Annotated in this window: 18 protein-coding genes and 2 pseudogenes; 13 read left to right on the top strand and 7 right to left on the bottom strand. The window is 60.0% G+C overall.

The features are described from left to right. Positions 1-3 precede the first annotated feature (3 nt). The 7 genes from N7E02_RS10780 (at position 4) to N7E02_RS10750 (ending at position 7,895) form a co-directional block, all read left to right on the top strand. Entirely contained in the window at positions 4-1,260 is a 1,257-nt protein-coding gene (locus N7E02_RS10780; protein WP_374730685.1) for an ABC transporter substrate-binding protein, read from the top strand. A gap of 256 nt (positions 1,261-1,516) precedes the next feature. Next, the gene (locus tag N7E02_RS10775) at positions 1,517-2,443 is read left to right on the top strand and encodes a carbohydrate ABC transporter permease (RefSeq protein ID WP_286581911.1); all 927 of its coding nucleotides are present in this window, start codon (positions 1,517-1,519) and stop codon (positions 2,441-2,443) included. After that, on the top strand, positions 2,440-3,321 hold the full coding sequence (locus tag N7E02_RS10770) for a carbohydrate ABC transporter permease (RefSeq protein ID WP_286581910.1): 882 nt from the start codon (positions 2,440-2,442) through the stop codon (positions 3,319-3,321). The genes N7E02_RS10775 and N7E02_RS10770 overlap by 4 nt, the downstream gene beginning before the upstream one ends. Before the next feature lie 5 nt (positions 3,322-3,326). After that, positions 3,327-4,421 carry an ABC transporter ATP-binding protein gene (locus tag N7E02_RS10765; protein WP_286581909.1) on the top strand — a complete coding sequence of 365 codons (1,095 nt, stop codon included), beginning with the start codon at positions 3,327-3,329 and terminating at the stop codon, positions 4,419-4,421. Between the two features lie 185 nt (positions 4,422-4,606). Beyond that, positions 4,607-6,301, top strand: a complete 1,695-nt coding sequence (locus N7E02_RS10760) for a sensor histidine kinase (RefSeq protein ID WP_286581908.1) — start codon at positions 4,607-4,609, stop codon at positions 6,299-6,301. Positions 6,302-6,386: 85 nt separating this feature from the next. Beyond that, on the top strand, positions 6,387-7,412 hold the full coding sequence (locus tag N7E02_RS10755; protein WP_286583761.1) for a DNA topoisomerase IB: 1,026 nt from the start codon (positions 6,387-6,389) through the stop codon (positions 7,410-7,412). Positions 7,413-7,535: 123 nt separating this feature from the next. Then, complete coding sequence (locus N7E02_RS10750) at positions 7,536-7,895, top strand: hypothetical protein (RefSeq protein ID WP_286581907.1); 360 nt, start codon at positions 7,536-7,538, stop codon at positions 7,893-7,895. A gap of 105 nt (positions 7,896-8,000) precedes the next feature. On the opposite strand, the gene N7E02_RS10745 is transcribed toward N7E02_RS10750, so the two are convergent. From N7E02_RS10745 to N7E02_RS10735, 3 genes are all read right to left on the bottom strand, one after another. Beyond that, on the bottom strand, positions 8,001-8,561 hold the full coding sequence (locus tag N7E02_RS10745; RefSeq protein WP_286581906.1) for a type 1 glutamine amidotransferase domain-containing protein: 561 nt from the start codon (positions 8,559-8,561) through the stop codon (positions 8,001-8,003). Between the two features lie 44 nt (positions 8,562-8,605). Further along, on the bottom strand, positions 8,606-8,803 hold the full coding sequence (locus N7E02_RS10740; protein WP_286581905.1) for a hypothetical protein: 198 nt from the start codon (positions 8,801-8,803) through the stop codon (positions 8,606-8,608). 436 nt (positions 8,804-9,239) lie between these two features. Continuing rightward, positions 9,240-9,503 (bottom strand): hypothetical protein, encoded by a 264-nt coding sequence (locus N7E02_RS10735; RefSeq protein WP_286581904.1) that lies wholly within the window; start codon positions 9,501-9,503, stop codon positions 9,240-9,242. 138 nt (positions 9,504-9,641) lie between these two features. Here N7E02_RS10735 and glgX point away from each other — a divergent pair. Continuing rightward, positions 9,642-11,719, top strand: a pseudogene (gene glgX / locus N7E02_RS10730) (glycogen debranching protein GlgX). A 248-nt stretch (positions 11,720-11,967) separates the two neighbouring features. Continuing rightward, positions 11,968-12,951 (top strand): phytanoyl-CoA dioxygenase family protein, encoded by a 984-nt coding sequence (locus N7E02_RS10725; protein ID WP_286581903.1) that lies wholly within the window; start codon positions 11,968-11,970, stop codon positions 12,949-12,951. Between the two features lie 91 nt (positions 12,952-13,042). Here the strand turns inward: N7E02_RS10725 and glgA are convergent, their stop codons facing one another. Together glgA and N7E02_RS10715 are read right to left on the bottom strand one after the other, a co-directional pair. Further along, complete coding sequence (gene glgA / locus N7E02_RS10720) at positions 13,043-14,524, bottom strand: glycogen synthase GlgA (protein WP_286581902.1); 1,482 nt, start codon at positions 14,522-14,524, stop codon at positions 13,043-13,045. 219 nt (positions 14,525-14,743) lie between these two features. After that, on the bottom strand, positions 14,744-15,250 hold the full coding sequence (locus N7E02_RS10715) for a DUF2934 domain-containing protein (RefSeq protein ID WP_286583760.1): 507 nt from the start codon (positions 15,248-15,250) through the stop codon (positions 14,744-14,746). A gap of 166 nt (positions 15,251-15,416) precedes the next feature. Between N7E02_RS10715 and N7E02_RS10710 the strand changes: the two genes are divergently transcribed. Then, positions 15,417-15,662, top strand: coding sequence for a DUF2188 domain-containing protein (locus N7E02_RS10710; RefSeq protein ID WP_286581901.1), 246 nt, complete (start codon positions 15,417-15,419; stop codon positions 15,660-15,662). Positions 15,663-15,842: 180 nt separating this feature from the next. On the opposite strand, the gene N7E02_RS10705 is transcribed toward N7E02_RS10710, so the two are convergent. Further along, complete coding sequence (locus N7E02_RS10705; RefSeq protein WP_286581900.1) at positions 15,843-16,340, bottom strand: YciE/YciF ferroxidase family protein; 498 nt, start codon at positions 16,338-16,340, stop codon at positions 15,843-15,845. Between the two features lie 175 nt (positions 16,341-16,515). On the opposite strand from N7E02_RS10705, the pseudogene N7E02_RS10700 reads away from it, so the two are divergent. Continuing rightward, a pseudogene (locus tag N7E02_RS10700) lies at positions 16,516-16,839 on the top strand (hypothetical protein); the annotation flags it as partial. A gap of 47 nt (positions 16,840-16,886) precedes the next feature. On the opposite strand, the gene N7E02_RS10695 reads toward N7E02_RS10700, so the two are convergent. Further along, positions 16,887-17,057 carry a hypothetical protein gene (locus N7E02_RS10695; protein WP_286581899.1) on the bottom strand — a complete coding sequence of 57 codons (171 nt, stop codon included), beginning with the start codon at positions 17,055-17,057 and terminating at the stop codon, positions 16,887-16,889. 515 nt (positions 17,058-17,572) lie between these two features. On the opposite strand from N7E02_RS10695, the gene ku reads away from it, so the two are divergent. Then, complete coding sequence (gene ku / locus N7E02_RS10690; RefSeq protein WP_286581898.1) at positions 17,573-18,376, top strand: non-homologous end joining protein Ku; 804 nt, start codon at positions 17,573-17,575, stop codon at positions 18,374-18,376. A 241-nt stretch (positions 18,377-18,617) separates the two neighbouring features. Next, a complete protein-coding gene (locus N7E02_RS10685) occupies positions 18,618-19,184 on the top strand; it encodes a hypothetical protein (protein WP_286581897.1) in 567 nt (188 codons plus the stop codon). The last annotated feature ends 13 nt before the right edge of the window (positions 19,185-19,197 follow it).

The following is a 19,197-nucleotide window of genomic DNA, read 5'->3' as shown; positions in this document are numbered from 1 at the left end:
TCAATGAACATTCGTGCTATCAGCAAACTCGCTGCCGGCGCTGCCCTGATCGCGATGACGGCGGGTGCCGCCAAGGCGCAGGAGCAGGTCGAAGTGCTGCATTGGTGGACGTCCGGCGGCGAAGCCGCGGCGCTCAACGTGCTGAAGGAAAACCTCCAGAAGGAGGGCGTTTCCTGGAAGGACATGCCGGTCGCCGGTGGTGCAGGTTCCGCCGCCATGACCGCGCTTCGCGCCCGCGTCACCGCAGGCGACCCGCCGACCGCCGTCCAGCTGCTCGGCTTCGACCTGCGCGACTGGTCCGAAATGGGCGTCGCCGCAAACCTCGATGACCTCGCCGCCAAGGAAGGCTGGGACAAGGTCATCCCGCCGGCACTGCAGGAATTCTCCAAGTATGACGGCAGCTGGGTCGCAGCCCCGGTCAACATCCACTCGACCAACTGGCTGTGGCTGAACAAGGCCGCGCTGGACAAGGCCGGCGCCAAGGAACCGACGAACATGGACGAGTTGTTCGCACTGCTCGACAAGTTTAAGGAACAGGGCATCACCGCGCTCGCCCACGGCGGCGTTCCGTGGCAGGATGGCACGCTCTGGGAAGCCGTGGTTCTGTCCCGCGGCGGTCCGGACTTCTACAAGAAGGCCGTGCTCGAAGCCGATCCGGAAGCGCTGACCAGTGACACGATGAAGCAGGTCTTCGACGACATGTCGAAGATCTGCACCTATTTCGACCCGAACTTCTCGGGCCGCGAATGGAACCTGTCGACCGCCCTCGTCATCGAAGGCAAGGCCGGCGCGCAGGAAATGGGCGACTGGTCGAAGGGCGAATGGCTGCGTGCCAACAAGAAGCCGGGCACCGATTTCGTCTGCATCCGCTTCCCGGGCACGCAGGGCTCCGTGCTCTTCAACGCCGACCAGTTCATGATGTTCGACGTGGGCGACGAGCAGAAGGACGCGCAGATGAAGATGGCTTCGGCCGTCGAAAACCCGAGCTTCCAGATCGCCTTCAACAAGGTGAAGGGCTCGGTTCCGGCCCGGACCGACATTCCGGACACGGAATTCGACGATTGCGCCAAGAAGGGCATGAAGGACCTCGCAGAGGCGTCCTCCAAGGGCACGCTGATGGGCTCGCTAGCCCACGGTTACGCCCAGCCGGCCGCCATCAAGGAAGCCATGCTCGACGTCATCACCCAGCACTTGAACGGCCAGCTGACGACGGATGCTGCCCTGAAGCGTCTGCCGGAAGCGGTTGCTGCTGCGAAGTGATGTGAGTTGCGCGGTGAGGGGAGAGATCCCCTCACTTGCAATTTCTAAGACTTAGCTGAAGCTAAGATCTTGAAATCGCTTTCTCTCCCACAAGGGGAGAGATAAGGACGCCGCGCCAACCGCGAGTTTACCTCTCCCTTGGTGGGAGAGGTTACAAAATCAAGATCTTAGCCAAGGGCTAAGTCTTAGATTTTGTTGGTGAGGGGTCTGTGTGCCGATCCCCTTGCAGGATCATGCTACCCCGCCGGAGACCCCCATGACGACAATCGACCCCGTACCTGCCGTGGTCCCCGAACGGCCCGGCCGAAGCCTCGGCGATACGCTGCGCAACGGCCTGCCGAAGCTGGTGCTGGCACCGTCCTTCGCAATCATCCTGGTCTTCGTCTACGGCTTCATCCTCTGGACGATCACGCTGTCCTTCACGACGTCGCGCATCCTGCCGGTCTATAAATGGGGCGGGTTCGATGCCTATTTCCGGCTCTGGTCGCAGCCAAACTGGTATGTGGCGATGCAGAACCTCGCCATTTTCGGCATTCTCTACATCGCGCTCTGCACCGCGATCGGTCTGTTCATCGCCATCCTGATGGACCAGCGCATCCGCGCCGAAGGCGTGCTCAGACCGATCTTCCTCTATCCGATGGCGCTCTCCTTCGTCGTCACCGGTACGGCATGGAAGTGGTTCCTCAACCCGGGCCTCGGGCTGGAACACACGATGCGCAATCTCGGCTGGGAAAGCTTTACCTTCGACTGGCTCGTCAACCCCAACATGGCCATCTACACCGTCGTCATCGCCGGCGTCTGGCAGGCCTCGGGCTTCATCATGGCGATGTTCCTCGCGGGCCTGCGCGGCATTGACGGCGAGATCATCAAGGCGGCACAGATCGACGGCGCGTCGACCGTTTCGATCTACCGGCGGATCATCATTCCGCTGTTGCGCCCGATCTTCCTGTCGGCCTTCATCGTGCTCGCGCATATGGCGATCAAGTCCTACGACCTCGTGATCGCGCTCACCGGCGGCGGGCCGGGCAATGCGACCGAGCTGCCGTCCACCTTCATGTATTCCTATACGTTCAACCGCAACCAGATGAATGTCGGTTCGGCGAGCGCAGTGATGATGCTGATGGGCATCACTGCGATCATCGTCCCGTATCTCTATTCCGAACTGCGGGAGAAGAAACAATGAGCGCCGCACAGGAAACAGTCAGCGCCGGCTCCGCGCGCTTCGCCCGCTATTTCATATATGCCGCGCTGATCGTGCTGGCGGTCGCCTATCTGCTGCCGCTCTACGTCATGCTGTCGACGTCCCTGAAATCGCTCGACGAGATCCGCGGCGGCGACATGCTGGCGCTGCCGACCGATCCGTCGATCGCGGCCTGGGTCAAGGCCTGGGGCGAGGCCTGCATCGGCGTCTCCTGCGTCGGCATCAAGGGCTATTTCTGGAACTCTATCAAGATGGTCGTTCCGGCCGTCATTATCTCGACGCTCTTGGGCGCGCTGAACGGCTATGTGCTGACGAAATGGCGTTTCCCGGGCCACAAGCTGGTCTTCGGCATGATGCTGTTTGCCTGCTTCATTCCGTTCCAGGCGGTGCTGATCCCGATGGCGCGGCTGCTGGGTCTGATGGGGCTGTCCAATTCCACGACCGGTCTCGTCATGGTCCACGTCATCTATGGCCTCGGCTTCACGACGCTGTTCTTCCGCAACTATTACGAGGCGTTTCCGGATGAGTTGGTGAAGGCCGCGATGATCGACGGCGCAGGCTTCTTCCGCATCTTCTGGCGCATCCTGCTGCCGAGCTCGGGGCCGATCATCGTCGTCACCGTCATCTACCAGTTCACCAATATCTGGAACGATTTTCTGTTCGGGGTTTCCTTCTCGTCCGGCACGTCCTCGCCGATGACGGTGGCGCTCAACAACCTCGTTTCCTCCTCCACCGGCGTCAAGGAATACAATGTGGATATGGCGGCGGCCGTGTTCGCGGCGCTTCCGACCTTGTTCGTCTATGTCGTCGCCGGACGCTATTTCGTGCGCGGTCTCATGGCCGGCGCAGTCAAGGGATAACCGCAATGAGCTTTCTCGAAATCAGGAACATCCGCAAGAAGATCGGCAATGTCGAAATCCTCAAGGGCATCGACATCGAGCTGGAAAAGGGCGGCTTTCTCGTGCTCGTCGGTCCCTCCGGCTGCGGCAAGTCCACGCTTCTCAATGCCATTGCCGGCCTCCTGCCGCCGTCGTCGGGCGATATCGTCATCGACGGCCAGGTGGTCACGGACCTGCATCCGTCGAAGCGCGACATAGCCATGGTCTTCCAGTCCTATGCGCTCTATCCGAACATGACGGTGGAGGAGAACATTGCGTTCGCGCTGGAAATGCGCGGCATCGACAAGACCGAGCGTGCAAAGGCTGTTGCCCAGGTGGCGAAAACCCTGCAGATCGAGCATCTGCTCACCCGCCGCCCGAGCCAGTTGTCCGGCGGCCAGCGCCAGCGCGTCGCCATGGGCCGTGCGCTGGTGCGCAAGCCGCGCGTCTTCCTGTTCGACGAACCGCTCTCCAACCTCGATGCGAAACTGCGCGTCGAGGTGCGGGCCGAAATCAAGGCGCTGCACCAGAACACCCATGCCACGATCGTCTACGTCACCCATGACCAGATCGAGGCGATGACGCTCGCCACCAAGATCGTCGTGTTGAAGGAGGGCATGGTTCAGCAGGTCGGCACGCCGGCCGAAATCTACAATCGCCCGGCCAATCTCTTTGTCGCCGATTTTATGGGCTCGCCGGCGATGAACATGCTCAAGGGCAAGGTCGTGCCCGGTGGCATTTCGCTGTTCGGGGCGAAAGGTGTGACCGTCAAGGTACCGCCATCGGTCACGACGGCAATTCCAGAGGGCAAGGACGTCATCCTCGGCCTGCGCCCGGAAGCGATCTCCGACGAGGGTTCGGCTGACGCCGCAGCCAGCGCGACCGCTCATGTCGAAGCCGAGGTGACGATCGTCGAGCCCACCGGCTCCGATACGTTCGTGACCGGAAAGCTCGATGGCACGACGTTTACAGGCCGCGCCCGCGCCGAGACCGCGGTTGCGCCCGGCCAGACCTTCCGCTTCGTCTTCAACCTCGACAAGGCGGTCGTCTTCGATCCCGAGACGGGCAACCGCATCGGCTGACCTGCGGCAAACTTGTCCAAACCTGTGATGGCGTGCGAATTGCGCCAATCATTTCTTTGCGTTACCCGCAAAAGCGGTTAGAAAAGTTCCGCTGAGATGTATTGGCGTAGGGCGGGACGTAAAAATGTCAAAGACGATCGGGCGGGCACATGCCCGCTGCGATATCTTGGGTGCAAGACTGCGGAATGCTTAGGTTTTCGCGTCTTTTCCCAACAGCTTCGATTGGCGCCTATCTGGTCGCCCTGGTGATCGTTGTCGCCCTGCCGCTGCTTGCCTTTGTCGGATTCCTCGTCCTGCAACTGGAGGGGCAGGAACGCGAGGGACTGGCGAGCGAAACGGCAGAGGATGCCCAGCTGATCGCCCGCTCGGTCGATCGCGAGCTTCAGGACATGGCGACCACGCTGCGTCTTCTCCTGACTTCGCCGGAACTTGAAGGTGGTGACCTCAGAGCCTTCCATGATCGCACGCAGCGTAGTCTTCGCTCCAATTCGGTCTATGTGATCACCGTCGACAAGGACGGCCAGCAGCGGCTCAACACACGCTCGCCCTTCGGCGAGCCGCTCGGCAAGATGTCGAACATGCCGGCGCTCGAATCCGTATTGAAATCCGGCATTACCGAGGTGTCGGACGTCTTCTACGGCAGGACGAGCAACAAATGGGTATTCAACGTCGCGATGCCCGTACCCGCCGAAATCTCGCGTTCCGGCGATGCGATCATCATGACGCAGAATGCCGACGACCTGCAGAAGCTGATCTCGATCGAGGGCCTGCCCGATGGATGGTCGGCCGCTGTGGTCGATGGCCAGGGCAAGGTCGTGCTTTCGGTCGGCGCCGACAAGATCACCTCCGGCGAACCTTTCCCGGACAATACATTGCGGTTGATGACCGGCTTCAAGGGCACGATCGAGGATGTCGATGGCGACGGCAAGCAGATGTACGGCTATGCCCAGATCACCGGCTGGACCTGGAAGGCAGTTGTCTGGGGGCCGATCGAGACGGCCCAGGCCGGCATCCTGACGACGTTCCGACAGCTCGTGGCCGGCGGGGCGATCTTCCTCGCTCTCGCCGTCCTGCTCGCCTATGCGATCGGGCGCCAGCTTCGAACCCCGATCCGACAGATCGCCAACATGGCGGAGCGGATCGGCAAGGGCGAGATCGTGGCACCCGTCGAGACACGCATCACCGAAGCGAACCAGATCGCGGTGGCGCTATCCAACGCTTCCTTCGACCGCAGCCAGGCAGAAGACCGCATCCACCTCATTCTGCACGAGCTCGTCCACCGGACGAAGAATATCTTGACGCTGATCCAGGCGATGATGCGCCAACTTGGCCGCCAGGACACGACCATGCCTGAATTCCAGAGGGCGATCACCAACCGCCTCCAGGGGCTCGGCAAGTCGATCGAAGCACTTGCCAAGGAGCAATGGGCCGGGGTGCGCCTGCGCCGCGTGATCGAAATCCATCTGTCGACCTTCGAGGCCGACGATCGCGTGCTGATGCAGGGCGACGATTTCATGCTGAAGGCCGAGGCGGTCCAGAATCTCGGCCTCGTGCTGCACGAACTGGCGACGAATTCGGTTAAATATGGCGCGCTGTCGGTGCCGCAGGGCAGGGTGCGGATCAGCTGGGACGATGTCGAGGCGGATGACGAGAGCGGCATGAAGATCCGGCTCGTCTGGGAAGAAACCGGCGGCCCGGTGGTTCACGAGCCGTCGCGCCAGGGTTTCGGCACCACGATCATCCAGCGCCATGCCGTCGCTGCCTTCAGCGGCAAGGTTGATGTCGAGTTTCGCCCGGAAGGCTTGGTCTGGCGGCTTGTCGCGCCTCGCTCGAACCTGGAGCGCGACGCGGCGGACGATCGTCGCAGCCTTGCTATCTGATTGTCTGATTTATTAGCCCACTAGGGAACGAAGGGTTCCGGCCGCCGTTTTAGCGGCCATGGACCTCTCTCTCAAAACCATTGAAATCGATGCGGTCTCGCTTGAGGCCATCGGCCTTACCTATGTCAGCGATACCGAACCCGGCATCCGCCGGCTGAAGCGCGGCAATGGGTTCTGTTACAAAATGCCGGATGGTCTGCTGCTGTCCGACGAGGACGATCGCCTCAGGATTGCGGCTCTCGGTCTGCCGCCTGCCTACGAGAATGTCTGGATCTGCATCGACCCGCGCGGCCACCTGCAGGCCACCGGCTACGATTCCCGCGGGCGAAAGCAATACCGTTACCATACCGAATGGCAGAGTTTTCGCAGCGAGCAGAAATTCGACCAGCTGCTGCGTTTCGGCGAGGCGCTGCCGAAGATCCGCCGCAAGGTGAAGCGTGATCTGGCGCTCGGCCTCGACCAGTCGGATTGCGTGCTTGCCGCGCTGGCGGCGTTGATGGACGTTACCCATCTGCGCGTCGGCAACCGTGCCTATGCCAAGGAGAACCGCACCTATGGTGCGACGACGCTTCTGAAGCGGCACATGGTGCTGTCCGGCGATGCGGTGCTGTTACGGTTCACCGCCAAGGGCGGCAAGCGGGTCCAGCACACGCTGAAACATCCGCGCCTGCAGCGCATCCTGGAGGAGATCGCCGACCTGCCCGGGCGCCAGCTCTTCTCCTTCCCCGACGAACACGGCACGCCGCGACCGGTCGATTCCGGCCGGCTCAACGCCTATCTCGCCAAGGCGGCCGGTTTTCCGGTCTCCGCCAAGACATTCCGCACCTGGGGCGGCAGCCTTGCAGCCTTCCTAACTGCGTGGAAGACGGTCGATGAAGATGACCGGAGGCCGAAGATCAAGGCACTCACCAAGGCTGCGTCCGAAGTACTGCAGAATACGCCGGCCGTCTGCCGCTCCAGCTATATCCATCCGAGCATCCTTGAGCTTGCCGAGGACGATGCGCCGCTGCGCAAGGTGATGGATGCCGGTAACTCGACGAAGCCGCCGCGGGGGCTGAGGCTCAGCGAGGCAAGGCTCGTGGAGTTCCTGAAGGTCACGTCGATCGGCTAGCGTGATTTACGCGATAGGCTGGCGCAAGTTTTTCCCGTCAGAGTTGCTCAATCCTGACGGGAATGATTTTCAATGACGACGATAGGTTCATTGCGAAGCTTTTCTATACCGCGGCAAATTGCGGTGTCTGAGCGGCACGCCGTCGGCGACGAGTTTGCCGGCCACCCAAATCTCGCCGTACAATCCGACACATTGGCCGAGAGCCTGACCGACAGGCTGAAAGAAGTGACCGAAGCGCTCGTTGCCCTTCAGCGGCAGCACCTGCGCATGTCTAACACGCAATATCTTCTCGCCCGCTTCGCATTGCAGGAGCAGATCACGATCGAAAGACAGAAGGCGGGTGAAGACATCGAGACGGTTGGTATCCGCATCGAGGGGAAAACCTTCGAGATTGGCGGAAGGTGTCGCAATCCCGACTTTATGGAAGCCGCAAAGCTGCCGGCTGATGTGAGGGGCCAGGTTGCCAAAGTCTGCAACCGTTAGAGGTGCAGCCCTCGTATCTTGGGCTCACGCGATTACTCATTAGAGCAAAGGGCCGCCCGGAAGGCGACCCTTACAACTGTTTTGTTTGAAATCAACCGGCAGCCGTCACGCCGCACGCCGCTGATGGCGTCCTTCCGCCACCTCTTCAACGATCTTGTCGACGAATTGCGGCAGATCCTTCGGCGAGCGCGATGTAATGATGCCGTTATCGACGACGACGGCTTCATCTCTCCATGTGGCGCCGGCGTTGCGAAGGTCGGTACGGATCGAGCGGTAGGACGTCGCCTGACGGCCGCGAAGCGCATCAGCCTCGACCAACAGCCACGGGCCATGACAGATGGCAGCCACGGGCTTGCCGCTGCCGACGAACTGTCGCACGACCTGAACCGCATCCTCGTTGTTGCGCAGGACGTCAGGGTTGATCTGCCCGCCGGGCAGCACCAGGGCGTCGAAATCTTCAGCGTCGACTTCGCCGACTTGCAGATCGACGGTGACGGTGTCGCCCCAGTCCTTCTCATCCCAGCTCTTGATTTCGCCGGTCTTGATCGAGGCGATCTTCACCTTCGCACCGAGTCTGGTCAGTTCTTCGAACGGCACTCTGAGTTCCGAGCGCTCGTAGCCGTCGGTGGCGAGAATGAGGATGTTTGCGGATTTGATATCAGCCATGTGTCACTCCTTTAGAGTTGTTCTTTCTGGCTCTTGTTCGGCCGTCAGAGACGGCCGGTAGACAGGTCCCTTCCATTGATCGACGCGGGCACGCTGATCTCGTCGCGTGGCGCCTTGGGAAGCGGCAGAACGACGGCATCGGGAACGACGACCTGCAATTCCTTCGGATGCGCCGCCGCAAAGGTTGGCTTTTCATGCGGAGGCAGGAAGCGGTTTCTGAGAGTTCTGAAAAGATGTCTCATGATAATCTCCCGTATCGGTCCCGCTCATTATTCGGAGAGTTCAGGGCCTGTTACAGGATGAAAACAATCCCCGCGGGCAATTCGTTCCGGAATTTTTCAAGGCGTCACAGTTCGTGAGCGCATATCGGAAGAGTGGTTGAGCCATTGATGTCCTCGCGGCCAGTGTTGCAGGCCGCGAGGACATGGCGCCCTGAAACGCCTTGGACGCCAGGGCATCTCCTCCTCAGGAGATCTTAAATCGTCAGACGGGAATAACCATCATGTAGCAGGCGGCGATCACCATCACGAAACCTGCAGCTTCCACCCATTCTCTGACCATAGACGCCTCCATCGCATTCCCGGTACAAGAACGTAGTGCAGCCATCTTAGTTCCACGAAATAGCCATAAACGTGGCAGCGGCGCCATAAATGTGAATAGTTCTCGGATTTGTCGCTTTCAGTCGGCTGCAGCCCGGGCGCGGGCAGCTTCCAGGATGGACCGGATTTCCCGGGCGGCAGCATTTTCGATCGCGAAAGCTTCCTCCGGCACGACGCCGGGATCTTCCTCATTGTCCTTGAACGTCGCGTCGTCGCGCAGCTTGCGCAGGAAGCTGGTGATCGTCACCTCGCCGCCGATCATCGCCGCCAGCATTTCGATCATCAGCTCGCGATGGGCGTTCAATCGGCCTTCCAGTTCTTCGGGTGCCAGGGACGTCGTCATCGGTCTCCTCCTGTTTCTGGTCCTGCTTCTGGCAATGAAGATAGGCGGTTTGCGGCGATTGAAAACACCGCGTTTCGCCAGGGAACCAAATGCCGCGATGCACCATTGTTAGGCTGATTTTCTCAACAGGGGCGCGCCATGGACATGAAGAGCAGTCAGTTCACCATCGAAGCAGGCAACTGGACGCAACTCGGCGCGAATTTCGACGGCGAGGGCGTCAACTTTGCTCTGTTCTCCGCCCATGCCGAGCGTGTCGAACTCTGCCTTTATGATCCGAGCGGCAAGGTCGAGATCGCCCGCCTCGATCTGCCGGAATACACCCATGAGATCTGGCATGGCTATGTGCCCGGCCTGAAGCCCGGCGCGCTCTATGGTTTTCGCGTCCACGGCCCGTACGACCCGGAAAACGGCCATCGCTTCAACGCGAACAAGCTGCTTCTCGATCCTTATGCGCGCGAGCTTGTCGGCGACATCCAGTGGAACGAGGCGCATTTCGCCTATGATCTCCTGCACGAGGACAAGGATCTCGTCTTCGACAGCCGAGACAGCGCGCCTTTCACCCCGAAGGCGAAGGTGATCGACCCGAACGAGTTCGACTGGCAAGACAATAACCGCCCCAGCATCTCCTGGCCGGCGATCGTGCTCTACGAAACCCATGTGAAAGGTTTTACCCAGCTCAATTCCGCCATTCCGAAGGAGCTTCGCGGCACGTTCGAGGGCATGGGACACAAGGCCTCGGTCGACTATATCAAGAGCCTCGGCATCACCTCGGTGGAGCTTCTGCCCGTCCATTATTTCCCGGACGACCAGCATCTGCTCGACAAGGGCCTGAAGAATTTCTGGGGCTATAATACGCTCGGCTTCTTCGCCCCGGCTTCACGTTATTACGGCCCGCGCGGCATCCAGGGCTTTCGCGACATGGTGCGGGCCTTCCACGATGCCGGCGTCGAGGTCATTCTCGACGTGGTCTACAACCACACCGCCGAAGGCAACGAGCTCGGCCCGACGCTCTCGTTCAAAGGCATCGACAACTTCTCCTATTATCGCACGATGCCGGACCAGCATCGCTATTACATCAACGACACCGGCACCGGTAACACGGTGAACACCTCGCATCCGCGCGTGCTGCAGATGGTGATGGACAGCCTGCGCTACTGGGCGGAATCGATGCATGTCGACGGCTTCCGCTTCGATCTTGGCACCATTCTCGGGCGCGAGCCGAAGGCTTCGACCAGCGCGGTGGCTTCTTCGATGCGATGACCCAGGATCCGGTCCTGTCCAAGCTCAAGCTGATCGGCGAGCCCTGGGATATCGGCCCGGGAGGCTATCAGGTCGGCGGCTTCCCGCCCGGCTGGGCTGAATGGAACGACAAATATCGCGACACGGTGCGCGAATACTGGAAGGGCGACAATGTCTCGACCGATTTCGCCGCCCGTCTGCTGGGTTCGGGCGATCTCTACGATCAGCGCGGCCGTCGCCCCTGGGCATCGGTCAATTTCATCACCGCTCATGACGGCTTCACGCTGAACGATCTCGTTTCCTATAACGAGAAGCACAACGAGGCGAATGGCGAAGACAATAACGACGGCCACAACGACAACCGTTCCTACAATTACGGAGAGGAAGGCCCGACGGAAGACGAGGGCATCAATGCGGTGCGCGACCGGCAGAAGCGCAATTTCCTTGCGACGCTCTTCTTCTCACACGGTACGCCCATGCTGCTTGCCGGCGACGAATTCGGCCGCAGCCAGATGGGCAACAATAACGGCTATGCGCAGGACAGCGAGATCTCTTGGGTCCACTGGGACGACCTGCCGGAGACCTGCGAGGCGCTACGCGAGTTCACCCGCCAGATCATCAAGCTGCGCGCCGAACAGCCGCTGCTTCGCCGCGAAAACTGGCGCGATGGCATGGACATCAAGTGGTTCAACGCCGGCGGTGGCTTCCAACAGCCGGAGCAATGGGACGAGGGCACGACGCTCGGCGTCTATATCGGTCGCCCCGACCTGCAGACGGAAGAGGGCATCTGGCATGACGTTTTGATGCTGTTCAATCCGTTCGAAGGCAACGTCCCCTTCCGCATCCCGCAATTCGGCGAGGGCGGCTGGGTGCTGGAGATGACGACATCGGACACCGCAAAGCACGGGCTCGTCATCACCAAGGAAAAGGATTTCGAGCTTGAAGGCCGCAGCCTGGCGTTGTTCAGGCGGCCCTGATGGGGTCATCTGTCCGGAGGAGCAGTCGGCTGAAGCCGCCGCTCGAAAGGTCCGCTTGATGCATATGGGCGGTGCATCTCAATCGTCTGAACCTGTGCGTGCGTATACATCGTGCAAGGTATCGTGGGGACCTGGTGGCAAATTCTCCCGCCGTTTGACGCCCTATCCCTCAATCGAGGGTAAGGCATCTTCGCCCCTTGGCCTGCCGCCTCGGCAGTTGTGATAGGTGTTTACCTCGAAAGGCCGGTTTGACCTTGTCGGGGCAGCGGGCGTATTCACATTGGCGTGAGCGAGGCGGGAGAGGCCCGCCGCGGTATATCGGGGAGGACGATATGCTGAACCACCAGGACGGGGCGAATGGCCCGGTCGGTGCGGCGATACGCGTACCAGATCAAGCGACACAGGTTCAAAACGACCTGCGATCCGATGGCTATATGGTCATCCGCAATCTCTTGTCACCCGAACAGGTGAAGACGTTGCGATCGACCGTTCGTCGACACCTGAAGTCCGCCGGGACTTTCCAGTATGGTGGAAAGTTCCAGCTTTATGCCATGTATGTCTCGGATGAAGTCGCGAGATTGCTGACTTCGGATATGATCCTTGATCGCCTCAAGGAGATCACGCAGCCATTCGACACCGTTCTCACGGGCGAGTGCGATCTGATGATCAACACGACGTCATCATGGCACACGGACGTTGTCCATTACCGTCATTACGAGGATGGGAGCATCTTCTGCGACAACGATTTCAGCGTCTATAAGATCGCGTTCTATCTGCAGGATCAGGACGAAAGTTCGCCAGCGACGTTGAAGGTAAAACCGCGATCCCATCTGAAGGGCCTGGTGCAGAGCATGCCGGCTAAGGCGCTCGCCGTGCGCGCGGGGGACGCGATCATCTTTGACGTGCGCATAGAACATGCCGGACAGGCGCCGACATCTGTCGACAGGAGCCTGCGCAAGCTCTTCGAATTGATTGGACCGCGGCTCCGGCTCGATCCCCAGAAGGCATTCACGACAACGCGCAGGATCATTCGCCAGATAACCATGAAGCCGGATCGCGTAGGCGTTTTCATGACGTTCGGCCCCTCGGACGCGCAGACGCTTTCCTACGCAGAGGAAGGCACGCACCGCCATCCCGGCGTGAAGGGCACACTTAATGGAGACGTGCTGGCCCGGTTGGCCCGCCACAACGTGAAGCCGCCCATCATCGGGGCATCGCCCGCGATGCAATGACTGAAACAAGCATATCATCCTCGCCCGGACGGAAAGGTTTGGCCTTTGGCCGATAACATGATTGGGAAAGGGATAGGCGCGTTTTCGCCGGTTACCAGAACTTCAGCCGTCGCAGACCCGATGCCTGGGGCTGGCTCGTCTTCCTGATCACGTTGTCATACACGGCAGCATATTGCTGGGCCGAGCGTTCCCAGGAGAATTTCGTCTTCATGCCCTGGTTCTGCAGCCGCGCCCACATTTTCGGCTCTTCATAGGCATGCAGCGCGCGGCGAAGTGCCAGCCGCAGGCCATTGGCGGTCACCGGATGGAACTGGAAGCCGGTGGCGACCCGGGCGGACATGGCCGCATCATTGGCGTCGATAATGGTTTCCGACAGGCCGCCGGTGCGCGAGACGACCGGTACGCAGCCATAGCGCAGGGCGTAAAGCTGGGTCAGGCCGCAGGGTTCGAAGCGTGAGGGCTGGACGATAGCGTCCGATCCGCCCTGGATCAGGTGCGCAGTCGGCTCGTCGTAACCGACATGCACCGCCATGCGGCCGGGATAGCGGGCAGCGGTCTCCATCACTGATTTCTCGATCGCGTGGTCACCCTGGCCGAAAATGATGATGCGGCCACCGTTGTGGATCACCTCGTCGGCGGTCTCGGCCAGCATGTCTATGCCCTTCTGCCAGGCGATGCGGCTGACGGCAGAGAATATCGGCCCGCCATCATCCGGCTCAAGGCCGAAATGCTCGAGCAGCGGGGCGCGGTTGTCGCGCTTGCGGCGCAGGCTGGTAATGTCGAAATTCTGCGGCAGGTAGGGGTCGGTGGCCGGGTCCCAGACATCGAGATCGATGCCGTTGACGATGCCGCGCAGCGCCGACACCTTTTCGTTCAGAACGCCGTTGAGGCCCATGCCGAAGCGCGGCGTGAGGATCTCGCGCGCATAGGTGGGGCTGACCGTGGTGATCGCATCCACCGTCTGCAGGCCGCCCTTGAGGAAGCTGATATCGCCGAAATATTCCAGCCGGTCGAGCGAATAGGCCTCTTTCGGCAGGCCGATATAGGGCAGCAGGTCGGCGGAATACTGCCCCTGGAAGGCGAGGTTATGGATAGTGATGACGACGGGTATCATGCAGCCTGCTTGGCGCATGTAGACCGAGGTCATGGCCGTCTGCCAGTCATGGGTATGGACGACATCAGGCACCCAGCCCGGCAGTGCGCCGCCGGCTATTTCGGCTGCCGCGAGCGACAGGGCGGCAAAGCGCTTCCAGTTGTCCGGGTGATCCTCGCCATATTGGTCGACATAGGGGCCACCCGGCCGGTCATAGAGGGTCGGAGCATCGAGGACGAGGAGATCGAGACCCTCCACCTCGGCATGCAGCAAGGTAGCGCGTTCACCCAGCAGATCTTCGAACACCATAAGCTGCGTGGCGCTGCCGAGCGCCTTCATCACTCTCGGATATCCGGGAACCATGGATGTCGTCTGAATACCGAGCGGCTCAAGGGCCTTTGGCAGCGAACCCGTAACGTCGGCCAATCCACCGGTCTTGATCAGTGGATAGATTTCCGACGTCACGGACAGAATTTTCATATCGGCATGTTTTCCCTTGGCAGCAGACGTGCTCGACGCTACGCGATTAAATCGCCGTGTATTGTGCGGATCTACGGAAAGATAAGCGCTCACAGCCCCGGTCCCCGCGTAATTTCGTGATCGTGGCCAAGCGATAGAGGAGCAAGCTGCAGGGGGCGACGATAGGAGAACGATCGCCCGGAAAAATCTGTCTGCATGCCGAATGCTAAAATCATATCGCTAATCCAAACAAGACATGTGTCCGGCAAAAAAATGCCGGCCACGATTGGCGATCAAGCCCGAAAGGGCAAGTAGCGGGACGGCGTTGAGCCTATTCCGCGGCGGCCTTCTTGGGCACGGTCTTTTTCGGGCGCTTTTTGGTCTGGTCAGGTGTCGCGGAAGCGGCAGCAGCGGGGGCTTTGCCTTGCTCTCGGCCTTGTCGGCCGGGGCCGGTTTCACCGCGGAAGACTTTGAAGATGCGGGCTTTGCCGCCTTGGGAGCCGCTGTCTTGGCAGCGGGCTTTTTCGTCTTTGAGGATGTCTTTGTCGCAGGAGCCGTCGCTTCGGGAGGACTTACGCCGGAAGCCTTGCGTCCGGACTTGCCCTTCTCCGTGGCTGCCGGCTTGAGCAGGGCGTATTCAAGTTTTGCCCGCTCCCAATGCTCCTGATCCTTGCCGGAAGGATATCCCTCCTGCTCCCATAGCTGATAGGCTCTATGTCTGATCCACTCTTCTTCTGAGGCCGCCATCGTCGTCTCCATTCGCCCAAACAACAAAACGCGTGCAATGCGGAAAAGTTCCGCGAAAATATTACAGTTCGCAACGTCCCGTGAGTGGCGTTGCGGAAATACTTCTCCGACCCAGGAACTTTCCCCGTCGATCGAGGTTTCCGTTTTCGGGAAGGAGACACTCACAATGCAGAACTACTGCGATATCATGCCTCATGTAACCGGATGGGTCTACGTGATTGATGGCGTTCAATCCGCGTCATCCTATCACACTTACGAGTTGGCACTCGAGGCTGCCCGTGCCCAGCTGCGCAACCATGGCGGATACGAGACGAAGATCTTCCGCCGTCAGGGCCTGAACGGCAACATGACGCCGATCCATGCGGTTGGTGCGATCCAGTCGCCGAACTCGGGAACGATCGCCCATCGCTGAATACTGCGGTTAGGTCATCTAAAGCGTGTCGCGATCCTTCGGGTTCGCTCTCACGCTTTAGCTCTTTGTTTTTTCGCATGTCTTATCCCGAAACCGGAGCCACTTTCGGGAGACATGCTTTAGCAAGAAGCCCGGTACGACCGGGCTTTCGTCATTCATGGCGTCTGATTTCACGCCCCGTCAGGCGGCTTTCTTCGCCGCGATGTTGACGGCGCTTTCGGCAAGTCCGGTCAACAGCTCGTCGGTCTTTGCTTCCTGTTTCAGCGTCTCGTCCAGCAGCTTGACCACGTCCTTCATGCCCAGCTGTTCGGCCCAGGCGCGCAAAGTGCCATAGCGGCTGATCTCGTAATGCTCGACGGCCTGGGCTGCGGCGAGAAGACCGGCGTCGAGTGCTGGTGTGCCCTTGAACTCTTCCATCACCTCTTCGCCTTCGGACAGGATGCCCTCGATCGCATCGCAGGTCTTGCCCTGGGCGCGCTTGCCGATGATCTCGAACACCTGTTTCAGCCGTTCGATCTGGCCCTCCGTCTCTTCCTTGTGGGTTTCGAACGCAGCTTTGAGTTTCGGGTCCTGCGCCCCGCGCGCCATCTTCGGCAGCGCCTTCACGATCTGACGCTCGGCATAATAGATGTCCTTCAGCGTCTCGTGGAACAGATCGTCCAGCGTCTTGGTTGCCATGTCGGTTTCTCCCTGTTCGTCATGGTTGGATGGTTGCGACCGTCTAACAGGGCGTAGGGATTAAAGTTCCTCATGTTCGGGAGGCATGTTCGGCTTGGTACGGAACCGAACGTAAAGGCTGCGGTTTACTCTCAAGGTTCGCGAACCATGAGAAAACAGGTGTCTGATGATGAAAGAGCAGTTGAAAATTTATCGCCTCGTACCGGCCGCGGCCAATGATGATCCTGCGTGGCAGAATTCTCCGCCGCATGGCGAGGTGGTTGTCCGTGCGAGAACCCCCGGTGACGCCCGGCTTGTCGCAAGTGAGGCCGAACTGGATTTCACCGAGATCGATGCGGCGCCTTCGGAAGGAAATTCAACGAGGGATGCAAGCGCGTTTCGCAGCGACAAGCTCTACACCGTGATCGAAGACACGAGTGGGCGGTTTGAGGCCGATGGTGAGCGAGAAATCGTTGATGGCCGGGTACGGATCGACACGATTGTGCTGGTTCAAAAATAGTGGGCAAAACTTGAGAATGTCGGGGACTGAGGCTAAGGCGGCGTCCCTCAACCGCCCATCTTGCCGTTCAAGGCATCCTGCAGCTTGCGTGCAAGCTCCAGCAGGCGATCGGGAACTTCTTCCTTTTCGATCTCCGTCAGCAATACCGAGACCTTGCCACTGACGCGACGTCCCATTCTCGCCTCTCGCTCATCCACCTGAGCGCCCTGTTTCGCCATCCCGACCTCTGAAGTACGCGGCGCCGAATTGGCGGCCGTAACCCAGTCCTGAACCATACTTTAGACATCAATACAGCAAGTCCGTCGTCTTCGGAAATCCCGAAAATGTCACAGGTGAATACAAACGGATAGAAACGGAGAAAGGCGGCCCGCCTTACAGCTGCCGCCTTCTCGAATTTGAGGTCGAAGCCATCCTAATGCTTGGGCGGCTTCGGCGGCTTCGGCGTGCCTGCGGGAATGGCGGTGGTTGCCGTCGAAACCGGGTCGCTCGCCGGGAATGTTTCCTCAAGCCCCTCGTTCAACTGTTCATCCAGATCTGCCTTCTGGCCCTTTTTGCGCGCCGACTGCTCGACTTTTTCTCCTTGCCGGGATGGCCGGGGTTGGGCGTGCTGTTGTTACCCATGGTCTGTCTCCTTGAATTGCTGCAGGCAAAACGGGCAGCCCGCAGGCTTTGTTCCGGAACCAAGCTTCGGTACGGAGGGTTATCCGGACATCGAAACGCAGGAGGCATGCCCGTGGCGCCGCGGCCGTTCTGGAAAGGCTATCTCAAGCTCTCGCTCGTCACCTGCAAGGTGACGATGACGCCGGCCGTATCGGAGGGTGCCAAGGTCCGCTTCCACAACATCAATTCCAAGACCCATAACCGCGTGCTCAATCAATATGTCGACGCCGTCACCGGCAAGCCGGTCGATGACGATGATCAGGTGAAGGGCTACGAGAAGGGCGAGAACGACTATGTCCTGCTCGAAGACGACGAGATCGAGGATGTCGGGCTGGAAAGCACCCGCACGATCGACATCGAGACCTTTGTTGCGGCCGACAGTATCGGCTGGGTCTGGTACGACCGGCCCCATTATCTCGCCCCGGACGACGAGGTGAGCGCGGAAGCTTTCGCCGTCATCCGCGAGGCGATGGCGAAGACCAAGACCGCCGGCATCGCGCGGCTGGTAATGTATCGCCGCGAACGCGCTGTGCTGCTGCTTCCCAAGGATAAGGGCATTGTCGTGTGGACGCTGCGCTACGGCGACGAGGTGCGGGACGCTGAAGACTACGCCGCGGAGAAGCCGAAGACCAAGGTTGCGCCGGACCAATTGAAACTGATGAAGAAGGTGATCGAAGCCCAGACCGCCAAATGGGACCCGTCCATGGCCGAGGATCCGGTGCAGGACAAGCTTCTCGCCATGATCGCCAAACGCAAGAAGGGCCGAAAGACGAAGAAGGTCGAGGACAAGGCCCCGGAACGCAAGAGCAACGTCATCGATATTACCGCGGCACTGAAGAAGAGCCTGGAGGCGGAGCGGGGATCGCAGAAAAAGTAGAGCTTCGTCAATCCGATGCGCGATTAAGTTGAATACGTCGGTCTATCTGAATAAACCGACGTATGGTGTCGAAAACCCCACGAATAATTGAGATCAGCCAAGCCGGGTGACAAGTTTGTCATCGAGCAGAACAGCCGTCTGCTTGCAACACGATCGCCACACTCGCGCTCCAGCTCTTTTTTCAGAACCATTCACCATCGGGGCATTGGCCGAAGCGGCGACCATTTCGAAGGTCGAGACCATGAAAATCCTAACCGACAAGTTCCTTTCCCAATCAGCCTATTCGCATGAGATCGATGTACCTCTTGACCAGATCGACATTGCCGACTGGCTCTTCAACCTGCCGGAAGCCGAATATCAGCGTTGCTGCCCTCCCGATCACATCTCTGCCGGTTCAACCACGACAGACGACGGTCTTCGGATGTCGATCAATGTCGAGATGATCGGTACCGGCCTCGTCGTTCAACACTATGTGGCCGAGGAGGCAACGCCCTCCTATTGCCGCATGAACTCGATCTCCGATGTCTTCACCCCGACAGGCGCCCGCACGCAGGTCAACGTCATCTGGGAACTGATCGCCGAAGCGATCGACGGCAATCGCACGCGTTATACCAACCGAGTCACCTGCCATCCGACCGATGCCTTCATGACCTTCATTGCGGAGCATGGCCAGACCTTCGAACAGGCTGCTGCTGCCCGCCAGGCGGCAGGTGGCGACCATAACAGCCGCGAGACGCCGTTATTCGCCGAGAGCATCGCGCGCAAGGCACGCGCCAAGGCGGCAGCCAAGCTCAGGGCGATAGCCTAGTATAGAGGTGAAG

This window comes from Terrirhizobium terrae (assembly GCF_030323265.1).
In the GTDB taxonomy this organism is placed as follows: Bacteria; Pseudomonadota; Alphaproteobacteria; order Rhizobiales; family Rhizobiaceae; genus Neorhizobium.
This window is presented reverse-complemented; position numbering and strand designations above follow the sequence as displayed.

What these genes read in the sequence shown, in the direction of transcription:
- N7E02_RS10715 (WP_286583760.1), bottom strand. Translation starts at nt 15,250, where the DNA reads ATGGCGGCCTCAGAAGAAGAGTGGATCAGACATAGAGCCTATCAGCTA.
- N7E02_RS10770 (WP_286581910.1), top strand. Translation starts at nt 2,440, where the DNA reads ATGAGCGCCGCACAGGAAACAGTCAGCGCCGGCTCCGCGCGCTTCGCC.
- N7E02_RS10760 (WP_286581908.1), top strand. Translation starts at nt 4,607, where the DNA reads ATGCTTAGGTTTTCGCGTCTTTTCCCAACAGCTTCGATTGGCGCCTAT.
- N7E02_RS10695 (WP_286581899.1), bottom strand. Translation starts at nt 17,057, where the DNA reads ATGGCGAAACAGGGCGCTCAGGTGGATGAGCGAGAGGCGAGAATGGGA.
- N7E02_RS10705 (WP_286581900.1), bottom strand. Translation starts at nt 16,340, where the DNA reads ATGGCAACCAAGACGCTGGACGATCTGTTCCACGAGACGCTGAAGGAC.
- N7E02_RS10685 (WP_286581897.1), top strand. Translation starts at nt 18,618, where the DNA reads ATGAAAATCCTAACCGACAAGTTCCTTTCCCAATCAGCCTATTCGCAT.
- glgA (WP_286581902.1), bottom strand. Translation starts at nt 14,524, where the DNA reads ATGAAAATTCTGTCCGTGACGTCGGAAATCTATCCACTGATCAAGACC.
- N7E02_RS10775 (WP_286581911.1), top strand. Translation starts at nt 1,517, where the DNA reads ATGACGACAATCGACCCCGTACCTGCCGTGGTCCCCGAACGGCCCGGC.
- N7E02_RS10780 (WP_374730685.1), top strand. Translation starts at nt 4, where the DNA reads ATGAACATTCGTGCTATCAGCAAACTCGCTGCCGGCGCTGCCCTGATC.
- N7E02_RS10740 (WP_286581905.1), bottom strand. Translation starts at nt 8,803, where the DNA reads ATGAGACATCTTTTCAGAACTCTCAGAAACCGCTTCCTGCCTCCGCAT.
- N7E02_RS10735 (WP_286581904.1), bottom strand. Translation starts at nt 9,503, where the DNA reads ATGACGACGTCCCTGGCACCCGAAGAACTGGAAGGCCGATTGAACGCC.
- N7E02_RS10710 (WP_286581901.1), top strand. Translation starts at nt 15,417, where the DNA reads ATGCAGAACTACTGCGATATCATGCCTCATGTAACCGGATGGGTCTAC.
- N7E02_RS10745 (WP_286581906.1), bottom strand. Translation starts at nt 8,561, where the DNA reads ATGGCTGATATCAAATCCGCAAACATCCTCATTCTCGCCACCGACGGC.
- N7E02_RS10765 (WP_286581909.1), top strand. Translation starts at nt 3,327, where the DNA reads ATGAGCTTTCTCGAAATCAGGAACATCCGCAAGAAGATCGGCAATGTC.